General features: G+C 45.7%; 19 protein-coding genes and 1 tRNA gene. 9 read left to right on the top strand and 11 right to left on the bottom strand.

Translation table 11 applies throughout. The features are described from left to right. The first annotated feature begins 93 nt into the window (after positions 1-93). The gene (locus RQM65_RS00100; protein ID WP_314011841.1) at positions 94-2400 is read left to right on the top strand and encodes an FdhF/YdeP family oxidoreductase; all 2307 of its coding nucleotides are present in this window, start codon (positions 94-96) and stop codon (positions 2398-2400) included. Positions 2401-2579: 179 nt separating this feature from the next. Here RQM65_RS00100 and RQM65_RS00095 read toward each other — a convergent pair whose 3' ends face one another. After that, the gene (locus RQM65_RS00095; RefSeq protein ID WP_314011839.1) at positions 2580-3893 is read right to left on the bottom strand and encodes a hypothetical protein; all 1314 of its coding nucleotides are present in this window, start codon (positions 3891-3893) and stop codon (positions 2580-2582) included. A gap of 410 nt (positions 3894-4303) precedes the next feature. Between RQM65_RS00095 and RQM65_RS00090 the strand changes: the two genes are divergently transcribed. After that, positions 4304-5320: a fasciclin domain-containing protein gene (locus RQM65_RS00090; protein WP_314011837.1), complete on the top strand. Its 1017-nt coding sequence runs from the start codon at positions 4304-4306 to the stop codon at positions 5318-5320. Positions 5321-5826: 506 nt separating this feature from the next. Here the strand turns inward: RQM65_RS00090 and uvrA are convergent. Beyond that, a complete protein-coding gene (gene uvrA / locus RQM65_RS00085) occupies positions 5827-8640 on the bottom strand; it encodes an excinuclease ABC subunit UvrA (protein ID WP_314011835.1) in 2814 nt (937 codons plus the stop codon). 271 nt (positions 8641-8911) lie between these two features. Here uvrA and RQM65_RS00080 point away from each other — a divergent pair, with 271 nt between their 5' ends. The 3 genes from RQM65_RS00080 to RQM65_RS00070 all read left to right on the top strand — a co-directional run bounded on the left by RQM65_RS00080 (position 8912) and on the right by RQM65_RS00070 (position 10836). Then, on the top strand, positions 8912-9493 hold the full coding sequence (locus RQM65_RS00080) for an RNA polymerase sigma factor (protein WP_314011833.1): 582 nt from the start codon (positions 8912-8914) through the stop codon (positions 9491-9493). A 526-nt stretch (positions 9494-10019) separates the two neighbouring features. After that, the gene (locus RQM65_RS00075) at positions 10020-10601 is read left to right on the top strand and encodes an RNA polymerase sigma factor (protein ID WP_314011832.1); all 582 of its coding nucleotides are present in this window, start codon (positions 10020-10022) and stop codon (positions 10599-10601) included. Between the two features lie 91 nt (positions 10602-10692). Continuing rightward, positions 10693-10836 (top strand): hypothetical protein, encoded by a 144-nt coding sequence (locus RQM65_RS00070; protein WP_314011831.1) that lies wholly within the window; start codon positions 10693-10695, stop codon positions 10834-10836. 107 nt (positions 10837-10943) lie between these two features. On the opposite strand, the gene RQM65_RS00065 is transcribed toward RQM65_RS00070, so the two are convergent. Further along, positions 10944-11603: an endonuclease III domain-containing protein gene (locus RQM65_RS00065; RefSeq protein ID WP_314011829.1), complete on the bottom strand. Its 660-nt coding sequence runs from the start codon at positions 11601-11603 to the stop codon at positions 10944-10946. 46 nt (positions 11604-11649) lie between these two features. Between RQM65_RS00065 and bcp the strand changes: the two genes are divergently transcribed. Then, complete coding sequence (gene bcp / locus RQM65_RS00060; RefSeq protein WP_314011827.1) at positions 11650-12102, top strand: thioredoxin-dependent thiol peroxidase; 453 nt, start codon at positions 11650-11652, stop codon at positions 12100-12102. A gap of 275 nt (positions 12103-12377) precedes the next feature. Here bcp and RQM65_RS00055 read toward each other — a convergent pair whose 3' ends face one another. After that, positions 12378-13832 (bottom strand): TonB-dependent receptor, encoded by a 1455-nt coding sequence (locus RQM65_RS00055; RefSeq protein WP_314011825.1) that lies wholly within the window; start codon positions 13830-13832, stop codon positions 12378-12380. A 75-nt stretch (positions 13833-13907) separates the two neighbouring features. Between RQM65_RS00055 and RQM65_RS00050 the strand changes: the two genes are divergently transcribed. Beyond that, the gene (locus tag RQM65_RS00050) at positions 13908-14684 is read left to right on the top strand and encodes an MBL fold metallo-hydrolase (protein ID WP_314011824.1); all 777 of its coding nucleotides are present in this window, start codon (positions 13908-13910) and stop codon (positions 14682-14684) included. 63 nt (positions 14685-14747) lie between these two features. Beyond that, positions 14748-15242, top strand: coding sequence for a hydrolase (locus RQM65_RS00045; RefSeq protein WP_314011822.1), 495 nt, complete (start codon positions 14748-14750; stop codon positions 15240-15242). Here the strand turns inward: RQM65_RS00045 and RQM65_RS00040 are convergent. From RQM65_RS00040 to RQM65_RS00020, 5 genes are all read right to left on the bottom strand, one after another. Then, positions 15239-15898, bottom strand: coding sequence for an alpha/beta hydrolase (locus tag RQM65_RS00040; protein ID WP_314011820.1), 660 nt, complete (start codon positions 15896-15898; stop codon positions 15239-15241). The genes RQM65_RS00045 and RQM65_RS00040 overlap by 4 nt on opposite strands. Then, complete coding sequence (locus RQM65_RS00035; protein WP_314011818.1) at positions 15895-16218, bottom strand: hypothetical protein; 324 nt, start codon at positions 16216-16218, stop codon at positions 15895-15897. Before RQM65_RS00035 ends, RQM65_RS00040 begins: the two co-directional genes overlap by 4 nt. A 17-nt stretch (positions 16219-16235) precedes the next feature. Next, the gene (locus tag RQM65_RS00030) at positions 16236-17489 is read right to left on the bottom strand and encodes a dihydroorotase (protein ID WP_314011815.1); all 1254 of its coding nucleotides are present in this window, start codon (positions 17487-17489) and stop codon (positions 16236-16238) included. 152 nt (positions 17490-17641) lie between these two features. After that, on the bottom strand, positions 17642-19567 hold the full coding sequence (locus RQM65_RS00025; RefSeq protein WP_314011813.1) for a BatA domain-containing protein: 1926 nt from the start codon (positions 19565-19567) through the stop codon (positions 17642-17644). A 250-nt stretch (positions 19568-19817) separates the two neighbouring features. Continuing rightward, positions 19818-20825 (bottom strand): glycosyltransferase, encoded by a 1008-nt coding sequence (locus tag RQM65_RS00020; RefSeq protein ID WP_314011811.1) that lies wholly within the window; start codon positions 20823-20825, stop codon positions 19818-19820. Between the two features lie 170 nt (positions 20826-20995). Between RQM65_RS00020 and RQM65_RS00015 the strand changes: the two genes are divergently transcribed. Next, positions 20996-21080, top strand: a tRNA-Ser gene (locus RQM65_RS00015). 398 nt (positions 21081-21478) lie between these two features. Here RQM65_RS00015 and RQM65_RS00010 read toward each other — a convergent pair. Next, positions 21479-22234, bottom strand: coding sequence for an endonuclease/exonuclease/phosphatase family protein (locus RQM65_RS00010; RefSeq protein ID WP_314011809.1), 756 nt, complete (start codon positions 22232-22234; stop codon positions 21479-21481). 92 nt (positions 22235-22326) lie between these two features. Beyond that, positions 22327-22519 (bottom strand): hypothetical protein (locus tag RQM65_RS00005; RefSeq protein ID WP_314011807.1); only part of this gene is annotated, 193 nt, incomplete at its 5' end.

Raw genomic sequence — 22519 nt, 5'->3', positions numbered from 1 at the left:
TCCAATACATACCAACATCCTCAAACTGAATAGTTGTATTTCATCCTACCAAGTGCTAACTTGGGATGCTTATCGCATTTAAGGCATGCAACCATGGACAACGACTTTAAAAGGAAGGTTTCCCTGCACGGGTCCCAAGAATTTTCGGATAATTTTGAGCTTAAGGAACCCCTGCAAAATGCCGCTGGTATATTGGGTGTTCGCGAAACCCTTAAACACGGTTTCCGGGAAATGGGGGTCGCCCGTTCCATGCGGGCCCTGCTCGATATGAACCAGGAAGGCGGCTTCGATTGTCCCAGCTGTGCCTGGCCCAATCCCGAAAATCCCTCTCCCATCGCCGAATACTGTGAAAACGGCGCCAAGGCCCTTGCCGACGAGGCAACGACCGAGCATATCGGGGCGGAGTTTTTTGCCGAAAATTCCGTCGAAGATCTCTCCCGCCTTACCGACTACCAGCTGAACAAATTCGGACGCCTGACGGAGCCTTTGGTGCTCCGACCCGGAAGCCTTCACTACGAACCGATTTCCTGGGCCGACGCCTACGCCCTGATTTGCGAAAACCTGCATAAGCTGGACTCGCCCGACGAAGCTATTTTCTATACCTCGGGACGCTCGAGTAACGAGGCGGCCTATCTCTACGGGATGTTCGCCCGCGCCGTCGGTACCAATAACATGCCGGACTGTTCGAACATGTGCCACGAATCCAGCGGTGTGGCCCTGGGTGAAACCTTGGGAATCGGCAAGGGGTCGGTCAAACTGGAGGACCTCTATGAAGCTGAGGTGGTTATCGTAGCGGGACAAAATCCCGGTACGAACCATCCCAGAATGTTGTCCGCCTTGGCAAAGTGCAAGCAAAACGGCGGTAAGGTCATCAGCATCAATCCTTTGGAAGAAACGGGACTCGTCAATTTTAAAGATCCCCAAAAAATAAAGGGATGGATTGGTGGGGGAGAGGCCATGGCGGATATCCACCTTCAAGTCCGAATCAATCAGGACATTCCCCTGGTCAAACTTCTGATCAAAAAGTTGGCTGCGCTTGACGAGGCCAACGCAAACGTATTCGACCACGATTTTTTGGATAGGTATGTCGATGGATACGACCAATTGATGGCCGATATCGCCACCTATGATGAAAAGGAACTTTTAAATCAATGCGGGGTCGATGCGAAAGACATCGAGAACACGGCCTTGTTGCTGGCCCAAAACTCCAAAGTCGTAGTCTGCTGGGCCATGGGGCTTACCCAGCACAAAAACGCGGTGGAGACCATTCGGGAATATATTAATCTGCTGCTGCTAAAAGGAGCCCTCGGCAAGCCAGGTGCCGGTACCTGTCCCGTTCGCGGCCATAGCAATGTGCAGGGAGACCGTAGCGTGGGCATCCAACATTTTGTAGACGCGGCGATGAACAAACGTATCGAAGAACATTTGGGCTTCACCCCGCCGGACGACGAGGGCGTTGACACCGTCGGAGCGATGAAGGCCATGCACCAGGGCAAGGCCAAGGTGTTCGTCTGCTTGGGGGGCAATTTTCTGATGGCCGCCTCCGATACGGAATATACGGCCGTGGCGCTGCAGAACTGCGATTTGACGGTACAGATCAGTACCAAACTGAACCGTACCCATCTTGTCACGGGGGCGTCCGCCTTGATGCTGCCCACCTACGGCCGTTCGGAAAAGGATATGAAAAACGGTCACCTGCGCTATCAGACCATGGAGGACAGTATGGGACGAGTACGACAATCCCGGGGATTGTTAAAACCCGCGTCCGACAACATTAAAAGTGAGCCGGAACTGATCGGCGAATTGGCGGATATCTATTTCGAAGGAAAGCATCCCGTACCTTGGAAGGCGATGGGAGAGGACTATGCCTTGATCCGTGAAAGTATCGACAAGGTCGCCAAGGGCTTTAATAAGACCGCTGAGCGCTCCAAAGGTGTCGGATACTATCTGCCGAACAACGTGCGCGACCTGGATTTCAGCATGTTGCCGAACGGCAGGGCGCAGCTGACCTCGAATGCCTTGCCCGGCCATACCCTAGGGAATGATGAGTTTGTGTTGATGACCATCCGTTCCCACGACCAGTTCAATACTACCATTTACGGACTCGATGACCGGTACCGCGGCGTCTATAACGAAAGAAGGGTACTCTTCATGAACCAAAAGGATATGGATGCCCACGACCTAAAAAAACTCGATGTCGTGAACATCCAAAGCAATTACGACGATACGCTTAGAACGGCACGGAACTTTAAGGTCGTTCCCTACAATATTCCCAAGGGAGATTTGGCGGCGTATTTTCCCGAGACCAACGTGCTGGTGCCGTATAACCATTTTGCGGACAAGAGCAAAACGCCCATTAGCAAGTCCATCGTAGTCAAGGTGAAAAAAGTTTCGCAATAATCGTTAGGATTGAAAAAACCCCCGAAGCGAACGGATCCGCTTCGGGGGAAAACAACTAACCAACCTAAAAACTATGAGCTCTTATCCGTTTGAAAACCTAAACCGACATAGGACGGTAAGATTTAAAACAAAGGATTGATAAATCTTCAAAAAGCGGCATCAACGGTATCCCCATTCTCTCAATATTTTCTCGAACTTCGGCTGGATGAAGTTCGAGCCGTGGAATTTCTACTGCTTCGTGACGGAGCTTTGCTTATACTTCTGCTTGAAGACGTGCTTCTTGATGACACATTGCTTCTGCTCCTCGACGGAGCTTTGCTTACGCTCCTGGAAGCGGAGCTTCTTTTTGCAATGCTACTTCTATTTCTAGATGGTGCTTTGCCCACACTTCTCCTTGAGGAAGTACTTTTGGAAGAAATCATGCTTTTACTTCGCGAGGGCGCTTTGCTCGCACGTCTGGAAACGGAACTCCTTTCCGTAGCCCTGTTTCGACTTCTAATTGGAGCTTTGCTAAGGCTTTTTACGGTGGAACTTCTTTTTGCGACACTACTTCTGCCACTTGAAGGAGCCTTGATTGCTTTTCGCGATGAGGAGCTTCGGGTCGAAACACCACTTCTGTTTCTTGAGGTCGCCTGTGGCGCCGATCGGTCCACAGTCGCCCGTTGGGTACGGTTGTAGCTTTGGTTACTTCGGCCACGGTCCGTTCTTATGGCATCGTTACGTTTGGCAATCGAGCGGTTACTTCCGGCTCCTCTTGCGCTTGAGTTTTGTTTGGCCACGCTTCGATTGCTGCGCACTGCATTGTCGCGCACCGCTACCCGTCGATCGTTCCTATAGATTCGCGAACGTTCACTGCGCACCTTGCTGTAACGGTGTGGGCGTCCGATTTTCGCATAGGCCCTTCGGGTGTTATAGTGATAGGGACTGTAGTAGGTATACCGTACCGGGCTATAATATCTTCTGTAGGGGCGATTGTACACCAGGCATAGTTCCACGGCCGGTCTGGCGAAAAAGGCGTGAAAGGGTCGGTACAGGTAATGTCTGTTGAACACGTTGATGTATCCGGTATGGTAATCGTAGAATCCCCTACGGTTATAATAGACGTGCATTCCACCTACGCGACGAACGCGATTGCGGCGGTAGTCGATATCCACATCCCCAATTTGTACCACCCGGCCGTAATGGTCATAAAAAACAGGAACGTTTTCCACTTGAATAACAGCTCCGTAGTCGTCGTACTGGACATAGGGATTGTAGTTGTATCCTGAATTGAACGTAATGCCGTGGCGTCGACCGCTCACCTGATTTTCAATATAGAAATCGAATTCCCCGTCCGGATATACCGAAAATGTAATACCATCTTCAACAAAAATGAAAGAATCGTCGTAACGATAGGCGCGGCTTTCCAAATTCTCAGGGGTATCCAAAGCTTTGGCGAAAGCACCCGAGGTACCTACAAAGAGTACGGATAAAAAGAGGATCAGGTTTTTCATGATTCAAGGTTTTGTGCCTGCCTACCGGCAAACCGGTTCCGAGCGCAATTAGTTACGTTCGCCTTTAATAAAACAAACAACGTGCCAAAAAGGGGGTTCGTTTTATAGATAATTGAAAATCAGTTTATTGTAAATATTTTTTTGATGAATAAATATTTAAGACACTACAGTGAAGCTGTTTTAAGACCCAGTCGGTCCGTTCGGTTAGACTGAGGAAGGGGTTCTCGTGTTGTGGTAGATATGACTCCCCACGATGTACTGATTTGCCATCAGCATATCCGTCAAGATTTTTAGCGATGAGACTCAAGGGTGTTACCCACTTTAAATATGTTTGAGAAAAATAGCATAGGCGATTAGAGATAGTGATTTAGCCTTTGCATAAATTCAAAATTAAAATTATAGCAATGAAAATGGATTTAAGTTTAAACGGACTAATTCTTATGGCGTTTCTGGCACTGGGGTTTGTATCCTGTAACAATGATGACAACTACGTGGACCCGATTCCCGATTCCGATGAGAATATTGTAGAATTGGCCACGGGCGAACCCCAATTGGAAAATTTGGCCGCGGCCTTACAACGAGCGGAATTGGTCACTACCCTACAAGGTGATGGACCCTTCACGGTATTGGCCCCGACCAACGAAGCGTTTGACGATTTTCTTTCCGATAACGGGTATGCCGGATTGAACGATGTCCCCGTCGAGGCTTTAAAACAACTACTGCTCAACCATGTAATCAGAGGACGCTTTTCTTCGGTAGATTTCCTGGCCAGTCGTGCCGGGTACACCTATACCCTCGCCGATGCCACGCTGAACGATGACCCGGATGCTAAATTGAATATTTTTTATGAAGCCGACGACAATATTGAATTTAATGATGATGCCGAAATAATCCAAAATGGAACGAACATTGGGGCCTCTAATGGGGTAGTGCATATGGTAGACGATGTAATCGACCTGCCTACCGTCGCCACCTTTCTCGAAGCCGACCCAGCCTTTGAAAGTTTAGAGGATGCTCTAGATGCGGACGGTCAACCTGATTTCGAAACCATTTTAGAGACCCCCAGTAATTTGGCACCAGCACCCTTCACGGTTTTCGCACCGATCAATGAAGCGTTTACCGCTTTGGGGGAGCTGCCTTCCGGGGATGAATTGACCGCGGTCTTGCAGTATCACGTAATTACGGAAAACAACATTCTTTTTTCCGATATTACGGATGGCTTGGAGTCCCCCGCCACCCTTCAGGGCGATAGCCTAACATTTTCGAAGGCTGGAAATGTGGTCGATATTACTGATGGCTCCGGAGTTTCCAATTCTAATATTATTCCGCAGCTGGCGAACATTCAGGCGGCCAATGGTATTATTCACGGCATTACCGATGTGCTGCTTCCCAACACGGATGAAGATACCAACGCTGCTGAGCAGTAAGAGAAATCTCAAAACTAAACTATTAATAAATGGCGGTCGTTAGGCCTCCATTTTTTTATGATTGCAGAAGCTTATTTCTTTCATAATTCCATGTTCGACCCGCTGGCCTACGGCAATCGGACTATCTCGAAAAACTAACTGGCAACGGTTTCAAGTAGGAAGTTATATTACTTTAACGGGGTGGCAGCGCTTCAATACGGTTATTTCCAGTTTGGGCATTACTTAAGAACTTTAAAGGTAAGGTTGTTGCTCACCAAAGATGTTGCTTTCTCGGCAAAATGTCAGGTCGAGCCTCTCGACCCCGCTCGAGACAGGCTCGGTCGAGACCTAGTTGGAACGGATCGAAAAGTTCTCGACTGTATGCCCGTGCTGAGCGCAGCCGAAGTACTCGAACGGACATCTCGAACATTTTCTATGTTCCGATTGTCAGTTATTCAAACTAGGTTAGTGGTGTGTATGGGAGTCCATTTTTCAGGGAACTCGATAGTCCCATTTAAGCAAATCTCTTATAATTTTTCCTTCAAATATCCCGCCGTGAACGATGTTTTGCTTCTGGCGACTTCTTCGGGGGTACCTTCAACCAATAGTTGTCCCCCTTCTTCCCCGCCGCAGGGGCCGAGATCAATAAGGTAGTCGGCGCATTTGATGAGTTCGATATTGTGTTCGATGACAATGACGGAGTGTCCTTTACCAATTAGCGCATCGAAGGACTTCAACAGTTTTTTGATGTCGTGGAAATGCAGGCCCGTAGTGGGCTCGTCGAAAATAAAAAGCACTTTGTCCTTAGAGGTGCCCTTGACCAAAAAAGAGGCCAATTTGATGCGTTGTGCCTCACCTCCGGATAGAGTAGAGGAAGACTGCCCCAAGGTAACATAGCCCAGCCCGACATCCTGCAAGGGTTGGAGCTTGGTTACAATCCTGTCCTCTTTATGCCGAGCGAAAAAGGTGATGGCATCGTCAATGGTCATATTGAGCACATCGTCGATATTGGCCTCCTCGAATTTAACTTCCAACACCTCTTTCTTAAAGCGTTTGCCGCCACAGGTATCGCATTCCAGATGTACATCGGCCATAAACTGCATCTCTACGGTGATTTCTCCTTCGCCCTTACACTTTTCACAACGGCCGCCATCGACATTGAACGAAAAGTGTTTGGCCTGATAGCCGCGTATCTTGCTCAACTTCTGTGAGGCGAACAGACTGCGAATGTCGTCATACGCTTTGATGTAGGTCACCGGATTGGACCGGGATGAGCGTCCGATGGGGTTCTGGTCCACAAATTCCACATGCTTGATAGATTTGTATTGTCCCTCTACGGTCGCGTACTGTCCCGCCTTTTCCCCATAACCGCCAGTTTCTTTAAGTATAATGGGATAAAGCAGCTTTTTGACCAAAGTGCTTTTGCCACTTCCGGATACCCCGGTCACCACGGTAAGCATATTCAAGGGAAAGGTCACATCAATATTTTTCAGGTTATGCGCGCGGGCCCCCTTGATGGTAACGTAGTTTTTCGAGGTTCGCCGTTTCTTGGGGACCGGAATTTCCAAACTTCCGTTGAGGTACTCCGCGGTAAGGGAATTTGATTTTAAAATGTCGTTCAATGGGCCGTAGGCCACCACTTCGCCCCCGTGCGTACCGGCCTCGGGACCGATGTCGATGACCTCGTCCGCGGCCTTCATGATATCTTCATCGTGTTCGACCACGATGACGGTATTACCTAGATCACGCAGCGATTTTAGCACCTCGATCAGGTTTTCGGTATCCTTCGGATGTAAGCCGATACTGGGCTCATCTAAAATATACATGCTTCCTACTAAGCTACTGCCCAAGGAAGTGGCGAGGTTGATACGCTGGCTCTCCCCACCCGAAAGGCTGTTGGATTTTCGGTTGAGAGTGAGGTATCCCAATCCCACTTTATCCAAAAATCCCAATCGGGTATTGATTTCCTTTAAAAGTCGGGCGGCGATATGGGCATCGTGATCATTCAATTTTATTTCCTCAAAAAAGCCGATCAACCGCTTGATCGGTAGTCCGACCAGGTCCGAAATACTTTTACCGTCCACTTTTACGTAATCGGTCTCCTTGCGCAGACGCTTTCCTTTACAGAGGCTGCAACGGGTCTTGCCGCGATAGCGCGAAAGCATCACCCGGTTCTGGATCTTATAGCTTTTTTCTTCGAGCTGCGTGAAGAATTTGTTCAGGCCGATAAAATGAGCGTTCCCGTCCCATACCAATTGCCGTTGGTCTTCGGAGAGTTCGAACCAGGGCTTGTGAATGGGAAAATCGAATTTATAGGCGGAATTGACCAACTGGTCGCGGTACCATCCCATGCTTTCGCCCCGCCAGGCAAAAATCGCATTCTCGTAAACGGACAATGCCGTGTTGGGTACCACGAGATCTTCATCGATGCCGATCACATCCCCGTAGCCTTCACATTTGGGGCAGGCTCCATAAGGGTTGTTAAAGCTGAACAGGTGTACGTTGGGTTCCAAAAACTCCATCCCGTCCAACTCGAACTTATTACTAAAGAGCTTTCTGTTTCCGGTGGATAGTTCTTCGATGGTCAATTCGCCCTTTCCCTCGAAAAACGCGGTATCGACGGCATTGGCCAGCCGGTTGAGGAAATCCTCGTCATCCTTTGTGATTACCCGATCGACCACGAGGTCGAATTCCCGTCCGATATCCTCCGGGGCGGCGTCGATCCGTATGACCTCCCCGTTGAATTTGATACGCGCATAACCTTGTTTGGACAATAATTGTAGGGATTTCAGGGTATCGCGTTTTTCATCGATATGCAATGGGGCCAGTAATAAAAGTTTGGTCCCCTCATCAAAGGTTCTGATGTAATCGATGACATCACTGACCCGGTGCTTCTTGACCTCCTTGCCTGAAATCGGCGAAAAAGTTCTCCCGATTCTCGCATACAACAACTTGAGGTAATCGTAGATTTCGGTCGTGGTACCTACCGTCGAACGGGGATTGGTGGAATTTACCTTCTGTTCTATGGCAATGGCGGGGGCTATCCCTTTTATATAATCTACCTTCGGCTTATCGAGCTTTCCCAGGAACTGTCGGGCGTATGCGGAAAGACTTTCCACATAGCGCCGTTGACCCTCGGCATAGAGGGTGTCGAAGGCCAAACTGGATTTTCCCGACCCGGAGAGTCCCGTGATGACCACCAGCCTGTTCCTTGGAATAACAACATCGATATTCTTTAGATTGTGCAGGTTCGCCCCCTTGATTATAATGTTCTCTTTCGGATTTACGTCTTGTAATGCAGGTGTACCGTTGTTCATTTTGCAAAGATACAACTTGAACATAGCATGAGATGTGCTTTAAAGGTCAAAAAGTGGCCGGTGAGGATTCGATGAACCATCCGGCCCACATTCCCGTATGTACGTACAGGACAACCAGATCGCACAATTTTTTTCTCAGGTCATTTATTTTTTTCTATATTTGACCCTAACAAAACGTTAATAAAACCTTCAGGCCTATAGCATACAATTACTTTTTTTAAAATTTTGAATTTATTTGACACGGCCCTATCTACAGTGGTGGGACACTTGTCGTAAACCCAAAAAAGTAATTGTAATGAAGCCACAACCCGAAGATTCCCTTCTAATTGAACGCTATATCTCCGGCGACGAAAGTGCGTTGGAAGGTCTTATCGACAAGCACAACCAACGTCTGAGCAGTTTTATCTATTCCAAGGTCCGTAACCGCAGCATTACGGAGGATATTTTTCAGGATACCTTTATAAAAGTCATCAAGACCTTGCGAAAAGGTAAGTACAACGAGGAGGGGAAATTTCTGCCCTGGATTATGCGTATCGCCCACAACCTCATCATAGACCATTTTAGAAAGAGCAGTCGGATGCCGATGTTCGAGGGGGCCGATGTCCATAATATCTTTTCCCTTATGGGAGACGACCGGCTCGATGCCGAGCGGCAGATTATCAAAGATCAGATCGATTCAGATCTTACGATATTGATAGAGAAACTCCCCGTAGACCAAAAAGAAGTGCTGGTCATGCGTATCTATAAGGACATGAGTTTTAGGGAAATCTCCGAAAATACCGGGGTCAGCATCAATACCGCCCTGGGTCGAATGCGCTACGCTTTGATTAATTTGAGAAAGATCGTCGAGGAGAACAATATAGTTTTAACGAATTAACCCGTCATAGGTCCGACAAAGGTATTTCATTCAGGTGCGGTTGCGTTATTGTAGCGAATTAAGATCGAATAATATGGATGAAACCAATTTTCAGTTACTGTATAATTGTAAATTAGTTAGGACAAGGAAGGGAAGCGTCGATTTTCTTTTGGCGTACTCAAAATCCCTTCAAATAACCAAGGTCAAAGAAGTCTATTACGAAACGAACTTAAACTGAGACTTCTACAGATTAATTAAAAAGTCCCTGCAGCAAAAGTTGCAGGGGCTTTTTTGATGGAATGCATCCAGATTTTTCGGATTCAACGCTATCGACTGGGTTTTATTTTACCGACCATGCAAAAAGTAGGATTTCACATCAAGAATTGAGGGTTTGACAACATAGTTTTTCTGAAACGAGCACTTCTCTCTAGTTTTACTTCAGATTAAAAAAGCAGATATACCCCCCACGGGGCAAGCAAAACACTCAAAAACCGAACTCTAACTCGGAATTTTCCACTCGAAATTCCCAATCAAAAAACCCAACAAGATGAACCAACAAATCGAAGATTCCGTACTAGTAAGCAACTACATCAGCGGTGATGAAAAATCCCTCGAAGTTTTGATCAACCGGCATAACCAACGAATCAGCAGTTTCATTTATTCTAAGGTCTTGGATAGGGACGTTACCGAGGATATTTTTCAGGATACATTTATAAAGGTAATCAAGACCTTAAAAAAAGGATCGTATAGCGAGGAAGGAAAATTTCTGCCCTGGGTTATGCGTATCGCCCACAATCTAATCATCGATTATTTTAGAAAAAGCAAAAGAATGCCAAAGTTCGAGGGCAGCGACGATTTTAATATTTTTTCCGTAATCGGGGACGATAGGCCGAATGCCGAAAAGCAATTGATCAAAGATCAAATCACCTCTGATCTTAAAGTATTGATCGAAGAACTGCCGGATGATCAAAAAGAGGTCTTGGTCATGCGTATCTATAAGGATATGAGCTTTAAGGAAATTTCCGAAAACACTGGTGTCAGTATAAATACCGCCTTGGGCAGAATGCGCTATGCGTTGATCAACCTTCGTAAGGTCATCGAAAAAAACAAGATTGTTTTGACCAACTAAAACCCGTAGTTGGATAAATAGTAGATCTTGGTCTCTTTTTGACAATATTTCAAGTGTAGTTGCGTTATTCATAGTAAATAAAGCAACTATTATGGAAAAAATTTACACTGAAAACCTTGAGAAAGGAAAAAAAATTGCCGCAAGGCCCGAAACCGTTCAGTTTCTATTAAGTTTCTCTAAATCGCTTCATATCGTGAAGTATCAAAATTTCAGGTTCGAGAACAGTTTGAACTAGACCTTGCCGCTTGTAGTTTGTTCTAAAGCAACTGATTTGTTTTGCCGAACGTCATGTCCCGTTTGCACTAATGCAACCGGTGCATGGCTTTTTGCGTTTTGCCACTACTACTTCCTCTTTTTCCGATAGTATTCTTTCAAGACCGATTTTCTACCGACGGTCTTGGTAATGATGTCCTTTTCGAGATTCCATCCTCTTGCGGGGGAATACTCCCTACCGTACCAGATGATCTGAAGATGCAGGTCGTTCCAGATATCTTTCGGGAACAGCCGTTTGGCATCCCTTTCGGTTTGTACTACGTTTTTTCCGTTAGAAAATCCCCATCGGTACATCAGTCGATGAATGTGGGTATCCACTGGAAAGGCCGGAATCCCAAAAGCCTGCGAAACTACCACACTGGCCGTTTTATGTCCCACGGCGGGCAGTTCTTTCAGTAGTTCGAGGTCCATCGGCACCTGTCCCCCATACTTATCGATCAATATTTTTGAAAGCCCGTGAATGCCCTTTGATTTCATGGGGGACAGTCCCACTGGTCTAATGATTTCCCTAATTTCCTCTACCGATAGCTTGACCATGTCATAGGGGTTGTCGGCTCTTTTAAAAAGCAGGGGTGTTATTTGATTTACCCGCACATCGGTACTTTGGGCGGACATCAATACCGCTATCAACAGGGTGAAAGGGTCCTTATGGGCCAAGGGAACAGGGATTTCGGGATAGATTTCTTGGAGGGTTTTTATGGTAAACTGAACCTTTTCGGCTTTCGTCATTTTTGCTTAGTTTCGTACGTCATTAGAAATGCTAAAAATAAAGAAAATGGATAGATTGCAAGTGGGTGACAAAGTCCCGGAGTTTACATCGAAGGATCAAGACGGTACCCCCGTCAAACTATCCGATTACAACGGTCAAAAATTGGTAGTATTTTTCTATCCGAGGGCAAATACTCCCGGCTGTACTTCGGAAGCCTGCAATTTACGGGATAATTATTCCGAATTGAAGAGCGCAGGCTACGAGCTGCTAGGCGTCAGTGCCGATTCGGAAAAAAAACAGTCCAACTTCAAGAAAAAATACGACTTGCCCTTTCCCTTGTTGGCCGACGAGAATCGTACCGTACTCAACGCCTTTGGGGTTTGGGGGCCGAAAAAATTTATGGGCCGAACGTTCGACGGAATCCATCGTACGACCTTTGTTATCGACCAAGACGGGGTGGTAGAGAAGGTTATTGACAAAGTAAAGACAAAAGACCACGCCGCGCAGGTCTTGGAATAGTCGGTGGATCGGAATTAATACTTATTGGGCGGATCGCTGGATGGCAAATAACCGCTCAAGAGAGGATAGCGGGTTTTTGGTAGTCTAGCGGCACATATGCTCTTGATGTTCGAAGTAGAAATTCGCCATCCTAGACGAAGATATCCTCTTGTATTTCAATGTGCTAGCTCTAATGATAATTTGATGATTACTTCGGGTAAGGTAAAAAGCAAACTCATGTTCGCAGGTTTGCAGCCCTAATTTTATAAGGGGAGGAATCACCTAAAAAAACGCTATTACCCCTTTTCCGCCTTGACCAATTTTTTGGTAAAAAGATTCTCCTCCTTGATTGTATTCGCGATACCCTCAGGCAGCATTTCTTCCCAACCTTCTTCGTCGTTGATGATTTTTTTGAGTACGTCCCTGGAAAAAATATGCATGATCTCGGGGTCGTAATCGATGATGTCCATTACTTTGCCGTTGTACTTAAAGAATTTATAGAGTTCTTTCATTCTCGGATGTACCTTGACATTATTGCTGGTCATGATTTGGCCGGTATCCGGATTTTTCATCGGATAGAGATAGACCTGAAGGTCCTTGAAGAACAATTTTCCAAAAGCTTCAAGGATACCTCCGCTCAGATGACGATAGTATTTCTCGTCGAAAATATCGATGAGGTTGTTGATGCCCATGGTCAGCCCGATTTTCTCCTTGGTGTAATTGTTGAAATACTCGACCAATTTGTAGTATTCCTGAAATTTGGATATCATAACGGTGTGTCCCAATTCACCCAACAACTCGGCCCGATCCATAAAATCGCGCTCATCGATTTCCCCGGCAGCCTTTAAGTTGGAAAGGGTTATCTCGAAAATGACAATGGTACGCTCGGGATCGACCGCGGGATCTCGCCGGAAAATATCGTAGGATTTTTGGAACATATCCAAGTTCACCTTGGTTACCGGTCGAAAACTGCCCCGAAGGGCCAGGATGTTTTTTTTGTACAGTACTGTCGCCGGCAACAGATTATTTCCGTCGGAATCGAACATGACCGCATCGGTCATATCGTTCTTGATCAATTGAAGGCTCATCAGTCGGTTATCGACCTCTTTGAAATTCGGTCCTGAAAAATTGACCATATCTATTTCTATGGTATCCTTATCGATATGGTCGTAGAGGTATTTGAGCAGGTTCCTCGGTTTGTGATATTTGTAGAAGGCCCCATAGATCAGGTTGGTGCCGACCACTCCCAAGGTCTCTTGCTGTAAACGTGCCTCGTTTTGTTTGAATCGTATGTGTAAAACGATTTCGTCATAATCCTTTTGATGGGGGTCGAGCTGGTAGCGTATGCCCAGCCAACCATGGCCTTTATAGCGTTTGGAGAAATCGATGGTAGCCACCGTGTTGGCATAGGAAAAGAACAACCGGTCGGGATGGGTCTCCCTGCTTATGCGCTCTTCCATGAGTTGCATCTCATGATCAAGCATCTTTTTCAATCGGGGCTGGGTCACATATCTGTGGTCTTTCTCGACGCCGTAGATAGCATCGCTGAAATCTTTGTCATAGGCGCTCATGGCCTTCGCGATGGTGCCTGATGCCCCGCCAGATCTGAAAAAATTCCGTGCGGTCTCCTGACCTGCCCCGATTTCGGAAAACGTACCGTAGATATCGGGATTCAAATTGATTCTCAAGGTCTTGGCCTTGATCGAGGGGATGTTTTCGAAAGCGGGGTCCCGGTCTAGAACTGAAGCCATAGCGATTTTTTTGTTAAACAAAGTTAACAAGATCGGACAATCTAATAAATTATTTAGTTATAAATTTGGATCTGAATGGACGAAGGATTAAAAATCACTTTTTTAGGGACCGGAACATCTCAGGGTATTCCCATTATCGGTAGCACCCATCCCGTTTGTTTGAGCGATGACCCCAAGGATACAAGACTTCGGGTATCGGTTTCGATTTCATGGCAAGGGAACAGCTACGTAATAGACTGCGGTCCCGATTTTCGGCAGCAAATGCTTGCGCACCCAGTGGACCGATTGGATGGTATCCTCTTCACCCATGAACACGCCGATCATACGGCGGGGCTCGATGACATCAGACCCTATTTTTTCCGACAGGGTGACATCCCTATCTATGCCCATGAAAGGGTGGCCCGATCCCTGCGCAGACGCTTCGACTACATATTCGCCGATACCAATCGGTATCCGGGAGCGCCCTGTGTGGACGTGAACCTAGTAGAAAACAACCGTACTATCCAATTGGGAGGTATTTCGGTCATTCCCATATCCGCCAGACATAACAGAATAGAGGTTTTCGGATATCGTTTTAGGGATTTTACCTACATGACTGATGTAAAGACCATTGCGGAAGAGGAAATTGATAAGATCAGGGGAACGAAGGTTTTGGTGGTCAATGCCCTTCGGAAAGAGGCCCATCATTCCCATTTTAATCTAGAGGAAGCCTTGGCATTTGTCGAAGAAATAAAACCCGAAACTGCCTACTTTACACATATCAGCCACCTGCTTGGATTTCATGAAGAGGTGGAGCGGGAACTGCCGAAAGGCGTTCACTTGGCGTACGATGGGCTTGAGATTAACCTGTAGTGTAAATTCGCGCCTCGGCTCTGCGTAAATACATGCGTCATATATACTATTGAATTTGAATTGATGAAAAATAAGATTCTTCTCTACCTAGTCGTTTTTATGGCCCTTATCAGCCTCTATCTGTTTGTGAGCGGTGGCAAGATGTCGAAAGCCAAAGACGCGCGGATCACGAGTTTAAGGTCCGAGGTGGAACACTTGCAGGATTCCCTCAAAAACACTCAATTGCGAGTGCTCGAAATGCAATATTTCTCTCTGGAAAACAATGATGATGCCCTGGTCTATTACGACCACCTATCACTGGAAAACCCTTCCAGCTATATTAGGGATAAACTGTTGGAAACCAATGAAAGCAATGGTACCAATCCGCTTGTGCCTTATGAGGGGATGGAAGGTGATTTCAAGATCAATAAAATCGAGGTGCTGAACCATAAATGGATATTGGCCGATTTTTCCGATGGAAAGTATTGGGGAGAACTATTGATCGGCTACGAACTTAAGGATGATCTAGGGGTAGACTTCACCTTGATCGACCACCTGCTGTATGCTAGAAGTAATTAAATTCTCTCCATAAGCCATTTATTGAACGCATGGAAATTCTGCGGGGCGACCCCGTGGCCGACGGGAAACTCTTCGTACACGTGTTCAATACCCAGTTTCTCTAAAAATGCGGGGGACTTTTGGGCCCATTCCGGCGGAATTACCTGGTCCACTTGTCCGTGGGAGGCGTATATCCTAAGATTTTCGAAGTTGTTTTTCGAGTAACCTTCCACCAGGATATTCTCGTTGATATAGCCGCTTAGCGCAATAACGTTTCTAATTTTTTCGGGATAGGACAAGGCCACTGCGTAGCTTAGAATCGTTCCTTGGCTAAATCCTAAAAGGTTGATATTCTCCTCGTTTAGGCCGTAAGTTTTACAGGCCTCATCGATAAATCCCACAATTTTTTCCCGGGACAGTACAGCCTGTTCGTCATCGCTCCATTTTCCCTGCTGTGCATCGAAATTGATGGCATACCAGGCGTTTCCGAAAGGCTCCATAGGGTAGGGGGCCCGCACCGAAATGATACATAGTTCCTTAGGAAGTTCCGGGGCAAAGGAAAATAAATCCTCCTCATTACTGCCATACCCGTGAAACAGGAACAATACGGGGGGTTTCCCCTCTGTTATCGATGAGGGCCGAATTAGGTGTTCGAGGGATAGGGGAGCTGTAGTCATGGGATAAATGTAAACCATTTTTGAAAATAAGGACCTAAAATCGGGATGGCTTGCTTTTTTCCGTTAAGCGCCCCGAGAAATCCATAGATCCATAGAATAAAATAACAAAGATAGAGTCCGTATAGGGCATACGGATTGTACCAGACACTGGAAAATAAAGCGAACCCGTGAAAAATTAAATGGATGCCGAAGGCCTGTCGAATATGAAAACGGGCAAAACCGTTCTTGGGATCCATGTTTAAGGTTATGGCTATCAAGCATCCGATTATCGTGATGTAGGCGACAATTGCCGTGGTCTTTCCTTCTTTTACGGTCTCCATAAGGTCAAAGGTAAGAATCAAATAAGAATTTGCCCGTTATTTATGATGCCGTACACCCGGCCTTTGAGCTTCGCCCCTAAAAACATACTATTTTTAGAAGAGGATGTGATGTCCCCCTGGTCAAATCTATACTCCGCATCCGGGTCGAAAAGCGTGAGATCGGCCGGTTCACCTTCTTTGATCTGTGCCAGTTTTAATCCATATCTTTCCCTTCCTTTCGTGAGGAGACCGATGGCGGTTTCCATGCCGAATATTCGGTTCAGGCTGCCAAAGGCACTTTCCAATCCGATGCTTCCAAAGGCTGCATTTTCAAACTCCATCTCCTTTTTTTCGATGTTCATGGGAATATGGTCGCTGGTTACGAAATCGACGATGCCATCCCTTAGCCCTTCGGTCAGTGCGTCCATGTCTTTTTTGGTCCGCAATGGGGGCAATACCTTATAAGCGGCGTCGAATTCCTTCAATTCGGAATCCGAATAGAACAGGTTATGAACCGCTACGCTACAGCTGACATCTAATCCTTTCTTCTTGGCGTCGGCAATCAATTTCACCGAACCTGCGGTCGAAATTGTGGGAATGTGTAGTTTTCCTTCGGTGTATTCGAGGATGAACAGATCTCTAACAATCCGTAATTCCTCCGCCAGGGCGGGAATACCCTTAAGGCCCAACCTGACCGAGGACTCCCCCTCGTTGACATTTCCCTTTCCCGCAACACTGGTGTCCATCGGAAAGGAATAGGCCAGTCCCCCGAAATTGGAGACGTACTGCAGGGCGATCTTTAGGAGATTTGCATTTTCGATGGGATGTTTAAAATCGTAGAAACCCACCGCTCCCGTATTTTTCATGTCGTAGAGTTCTGCCAGATCATTGCCTTCGGCCTTTACGGTCAATGCGCCCAAAGGATGTAGGTCGGTCAGATGGCCCTTTCCGGCATTGCGCAAGAAAACGATATCGGAACCGCTATCCGGAACCGGATGGGTATTCGGATTGAGTACGATGTCGGTAAACCCGCTTTTGGCAGCCGTTTGCAGCCCGTTTGCGATGGTTTCCCGCTCCTCAAAGCCCGGTTCACCGAAGCTGACCCCGCTATCGAACCAGCCTGGGGATATGTGCAGATTGGTTAAGGAAACTGTCTCCGTCTTATTTTCAGGTGCAATTTCGACCGCAATTTTGTCGATTACCCCATTTTTAATGAGGATGTCCCGCTTTTTTGAATGAAGCTTCCCATTGTGGGAATCAATAATTTTGGCGGATTTGAGTAGCAGATTCATTGCAGGTGATTGTTGATTTTAAAATGCTTATCATTAGTTACTTATGACGTTGTACCTATATTCTTGGTTAAGGCGATCGTTTCCATTATCTTGCTTCAAGAACATCGATAAAGACCCACAAAAACTCTAATCACATCGTTCAGGCACAGTTCCTAAGCGAGAAACTTTTGGATTAAAATTTCCGCGGCCATCATCAGTAGTGCTAAAATAACGAACCATTTCCAAAGCACCGTGATGCGATTGTCTTTTTCCAGGCTATCGAACAGGGAGGCAATAGAGGGGGACTGTGATAGCGCAGAAAGGTCGTTCAGGTCCATATAGTTTAACTCGCTTTCCCCTCGGTCGTAATTAAAGCTTATGCGTTGCAAAGGCTCATCGTTTTGAGAGATAGTATATATACCGTCTTCTTTTAAGTTTTCGTCGAAAGTGAGGGTTACCTTATTCGCGTAGGCCTGCTGTCGAGGAATGAACTCGTAATCTCCCTTTTTTACTTTTAGGATGGTGTCATCGGACAAGCTGGCCGATACGTCTATCGATACATCGTTCCCAAGAACCCCGTATAGCGGGGGCAGTTTTAAGCTGTTATTCCCCATATTATAGAAAGTCGGTACGATTAAAGGAGAATTTTTAAAGTTGGAATTTTCAAGGGTAATCGATGCGGTAAAGAGGTAAAAGCCCTCGCGACCGATTAAGAACGGGGTGTTATTTTGAAACGCCAAAGCCCAAGCCGCGGTCGTCTTGACACCGAAATGTTGCGATACCTTTGGAAATTGAAAATTAGTCACATTCTTTTCGAATACGTTGCGGAACAGGGGATGTGAAAAAGAAATGTTGGTGACGCTTCGTTCGGCATAAACTGTTTCTTTAAGCGAACTCGAAAAGTAGTTGGATATCAATAGGTTGTAAGAGTTCAAGTCAATTTCGCCGGAGGGCACAATCGTAAGGCTTCCTCCATTATCGGTAAAGGAGCGCAGCCGGGTAGTCAGGGCTGGGGGTATGGAGGGTAGTTCATTCAGGATAATCAGGTTCTGGATGTCTAAGTCACCGTAATTCAATTGATCAAGCGAAGTGGTGGTAAGATTGAATTCCGCGACATTGTAGATTTTTTCTAAATAATCGTCCGCGACGTTACCGATCACAAGTACTTTTATCTTTTCCTTGGAATCGATGTTGAAATACAGCCGGTTGTCATAGTTTAATCCTGAATCGGAGACCTCCAGTTTGCCATCTAGCTTCTCGTTCTTGGGAAGCGAAAACTGGACCTTGGTCTGATTGTTTTCTTCAAAGACCGCTGCCGTTTTTGCGATGAGCCGCTCCCCGTTGAAGAGGGATACGGGGGTGCCTTCTATAGAACCAGTGCGTGAGACAATAGCCGTAAGTTCTATATTATCAGAATTTTGTCCATCGAGGTAGAGGGAGTCCAAGGCTACATTTTCAATGTCTCCCTTGGATAGCGGCACCAGGTATTTTTTTACCGTACCGGGGACGGTATCTATGTTCGATGAGGCCATCCGGGCTTGAAAATCGGAGACCAACACTAAGTTTTTTGCGGTCTCGGGGTCCTTTGTAAATAAAGTATTCGCTTTTAGATAAATTTGGTTCAGTTGAAGCTGCTCGGAAGTGGACTCGATATCCAGCAGGTCGTTCTGTGCCTCGGGCAAGGAAATTTGATTGAATACCTTTTCATTCGTGAACAGGCTGAAACTTTGGTTCTTGGGTATGGATTTTATAAGTGCCTGTATCGCATCCTCTAGCATTGTGGTATTTGCAGACTTAGCCTGTACACTAAAAGAATTATCTAAGTAAATAACGGTTTCTTTCTGACGTAGTGCGTATTGATCTGCAAAAAAAGGTTGTGCAAATGCCAAGATCAACGCCGCTAGAAGAATGAGCCTCGTACACAGTAACAGCCATTTCTTCAAGATATTGCTGCGCCGAGATTCCGCAACGACCTGCTTTAAAAATTTGACATTGGTAAACGGCGTTTTCTCAAACCGCCGCAGTTGAAAAAGATGAATGATAACGGGAATCAGAAGAAGGAAGAGGCCCCAAAGAAGTTCTGGATGTTTAAACTGCATTTCCCGGATTGAGACTGCAAAGGTAGGTAAAAGTACTTAGTACTTGATTAGTACAAAGTACAAAGTATTGAGTACAGAGTACGATGCGCTAAATGAATGTAGATATTGTATGGGGGAATTTGCTGTTTCTGAATACGCAGTATATATTAGGTCGGTTTTAGGTACAAGACCATTCACAATACAGCCTCCCGCGCTCATCGTAAATTAAATTTTTTCCAAATAACTGTACTCGATACTCAATACAGACATATTAGCAGAAGAAAAAATAATCCGCCATATGCTTTAGTCCCATTTCGGCGAAGTACGTTTTTATCATTTTTTGTGCCTCTTCATTGGCCACGGTAACGATGCTTTGTGGGTTTTTAAGAGCTTTCAATTCGCTGTAGTGCAGCATCGTTTTACCGTATATCTGCTTCCCGATTTTCTTTGGATTATCGCAGAGCCAATAAAAATCGAGGCGGCGCTTTTGGAGTCCCTTTGCGATTTCCTTGCCCTTCTTGCCTGCACCCCAAATGGCCAGGGGGCGCTGCGGATTCCGGTCGAGCTCGATGAAGTAGTGCAGCTTGATATCCAGAAAATAATTTTGCGCATAGTGCTTGCTGGTTCGGGAAGTGCGGGTGTCATAGTCCCGCCATCGGTGCAGGACTTGGTTGCTGGGAATGCATTTGAGTCCCTCTGCATAAAAGCGGAAGGTCAAGTCGTAATCCTCGGGATAGCGATTGGGTCCGAAGCCTCCGCAGGCATTCAGGTCCTCCCGAAAGACCATCCAGCAGGGAGATGGGATAACACATTCCTTATAAATTTCAGAATAATTTTTGCCCGCTGCAGTGAGCCCGTTCAGCCATTTCTCGTAGCGGGCGTAGCCGTCACTAACCCCCCGATGGGAGAAATATTCTACTTGACCGACCGCCAGGTGGCCGCTCCCATTTCTGCGAAGGGAATCAACCATGACCTGTAATTTATTGGGGAGCATGATATCGTCGGAATCCATACGGGTGATGAGCAGGCCGCTGCTTTTACCGTAAGCCGTGCGGAGGGCGTGGATTATTCCCTTGCCTTCATTTTGAAACACTTTGATTCGATTGTCATTGTCAGCATAGCCATGGACGAGAGATAAGCTATGGTCGGTGGAGTGGTCGTTTACCGCTAGTACCTCCCAATTTTCGTAGGATTGGATACGGATTGAATCCAGACAATCATTTAAAAACCGTTCGGTATTCTTAAAAGGAATAAGGATGCTGACCAAGGGAAGTTGCATTTCGGCAATTTAGGGAATTTGACCTTTAGACGTGAGTAAATTGTTTCCTCTGTTGACGAACTTATATAAAATCGAAAAAAAGGTTTATCGGTACGAAAAAGCTTTCTATATTTGCACCCGCCAAGTTGGCCTGTAATGCAGTAACCATCTTGGTACCTTAGTAGTAGTATGGAGGAATGGCAGAGCGGTCGAATGCACTGGTCTTGAAAACCAGCGAGGGTCACACCTCCGGGGGTTCGAATCCCTCTTCCTCCGCTTATTAAACACCCAGTACATTAACTATCAATGTATTGGGTTTTTTATTTTTTCATAATTGCACACTTAATGCACACATAGTAATTTTTTCACACTAATATTAGTTCAAAATGTAGCCTTACCACTTTGATATGGGTTGTGTCGTCCACAGGAACACTCAGTTATTAGCGATACCATTACACGTCTTGGTTATTAGGATATTTACTTAAGATTGTAATCCATCGAAATTTGTCATTTGCTTGTTCAGTGATGCTGTTGCATCCTTCTTATGATTGCGACGGTGAAATCGTTACTTTTAAAGTACTCGCTCAGGTTGCTCCCTACGAGGGCTGGCCAAAGCCAGCATCTAAGAAGGAGTGATTGTCGGTCTTCCAAGCAACTCCTAGCAATTGCAGCCATTACTTAGGCGCTATATTTTCATTAAGGGTATTGGCAAGCGTTAAGTCTGGTGCGAATTCACAAGTTATTGGTAAATGATCGCTGAATTTAAGCCATTTATTTACATCTCCGACCTCCATTTTCTTTAGAGCGTTTTGAAATTCCTTACTCCCAAAGACATAATCGATGTGATAGGGTTTTAATAAGTTTCTCTGAAGAAAAAGGGTAGGCCGAGTTTCTTTACCTTGTTCTTCAGACCAATATTTGTGATACAGGCTTTCAATACCAATTTTTTTGAGTTCCCGAACAACGTCCGAGTGGTTCCACCATCTACTCCGTTTGTCCCAGAAGACGTTGCTATTGAAATCCCCTAGAATTAGACTATTTTTGAAGTTTGCTTTATTTACTTGGATATATTTCCATAATTGTCCGATATATCCAAACGTGGGGGCATTGTTTTTATGAGTCCAAACGGCCAATAAATTAAAATCGCGATTTATTCGGCAGGGTAAGAAATGTTTTACTTTTTGACCTTCATAACAGTCTGACCAATTTAGCTTGTCCAATTTTATGCTTTTGTCGGCAAAAATTCCGATTCCTCTATTCTTGCTATCTCCAATCCAACAATGGTTTTCTGCCCACTTCCTGTATTTGTCATGTTTGATTTCGACCGGATTCTCACATTCTTGAATTACATGAATATCGGCTTTAAAGGACGATAAATGTTCAAACTTATTCCTTAATGCTCCATTACAATTCCAAGTTAAAATCTTCAAAGCAGAAGTTTCTTTACTACTTAGCGCCCTATTTGCTATTGACAAATAGCCCGTTGCGCGATTTGTGTTATTAATTGTTCTACGCTGACCTTTTACCTAATTATATTCCAATACTGCTCAGTTTCTTTTGAATATTTACCGCCAAGAATTTTATCCGTTATGCCCTTTCGGATCAGATTGTATTTATATAAGTTTATCAATTCCTGGGGAGGTTGCTCCCAAATAGAAAAATAAACTCCAGAACCATTCAAGTACGAATTTAAAGAACCAAAAATCGCCTGGCTT

The sequence above is a fragment of the Pricia mediterranea genome, assembly GCF_032248455.1.
In the GTDB taxonomy this organism is placed as follows: Bacteria; Bacteroidota; Bacteroidia; order Flavobacteriales; family Flavobacteriaceae; genus Pricia; species Pricia mediterranea.
The sequence above is the reverse complement of the archived record's forward strand: the minus strand, read 5'-3'. Positions and strand labels throughout refer to the sequence as shown.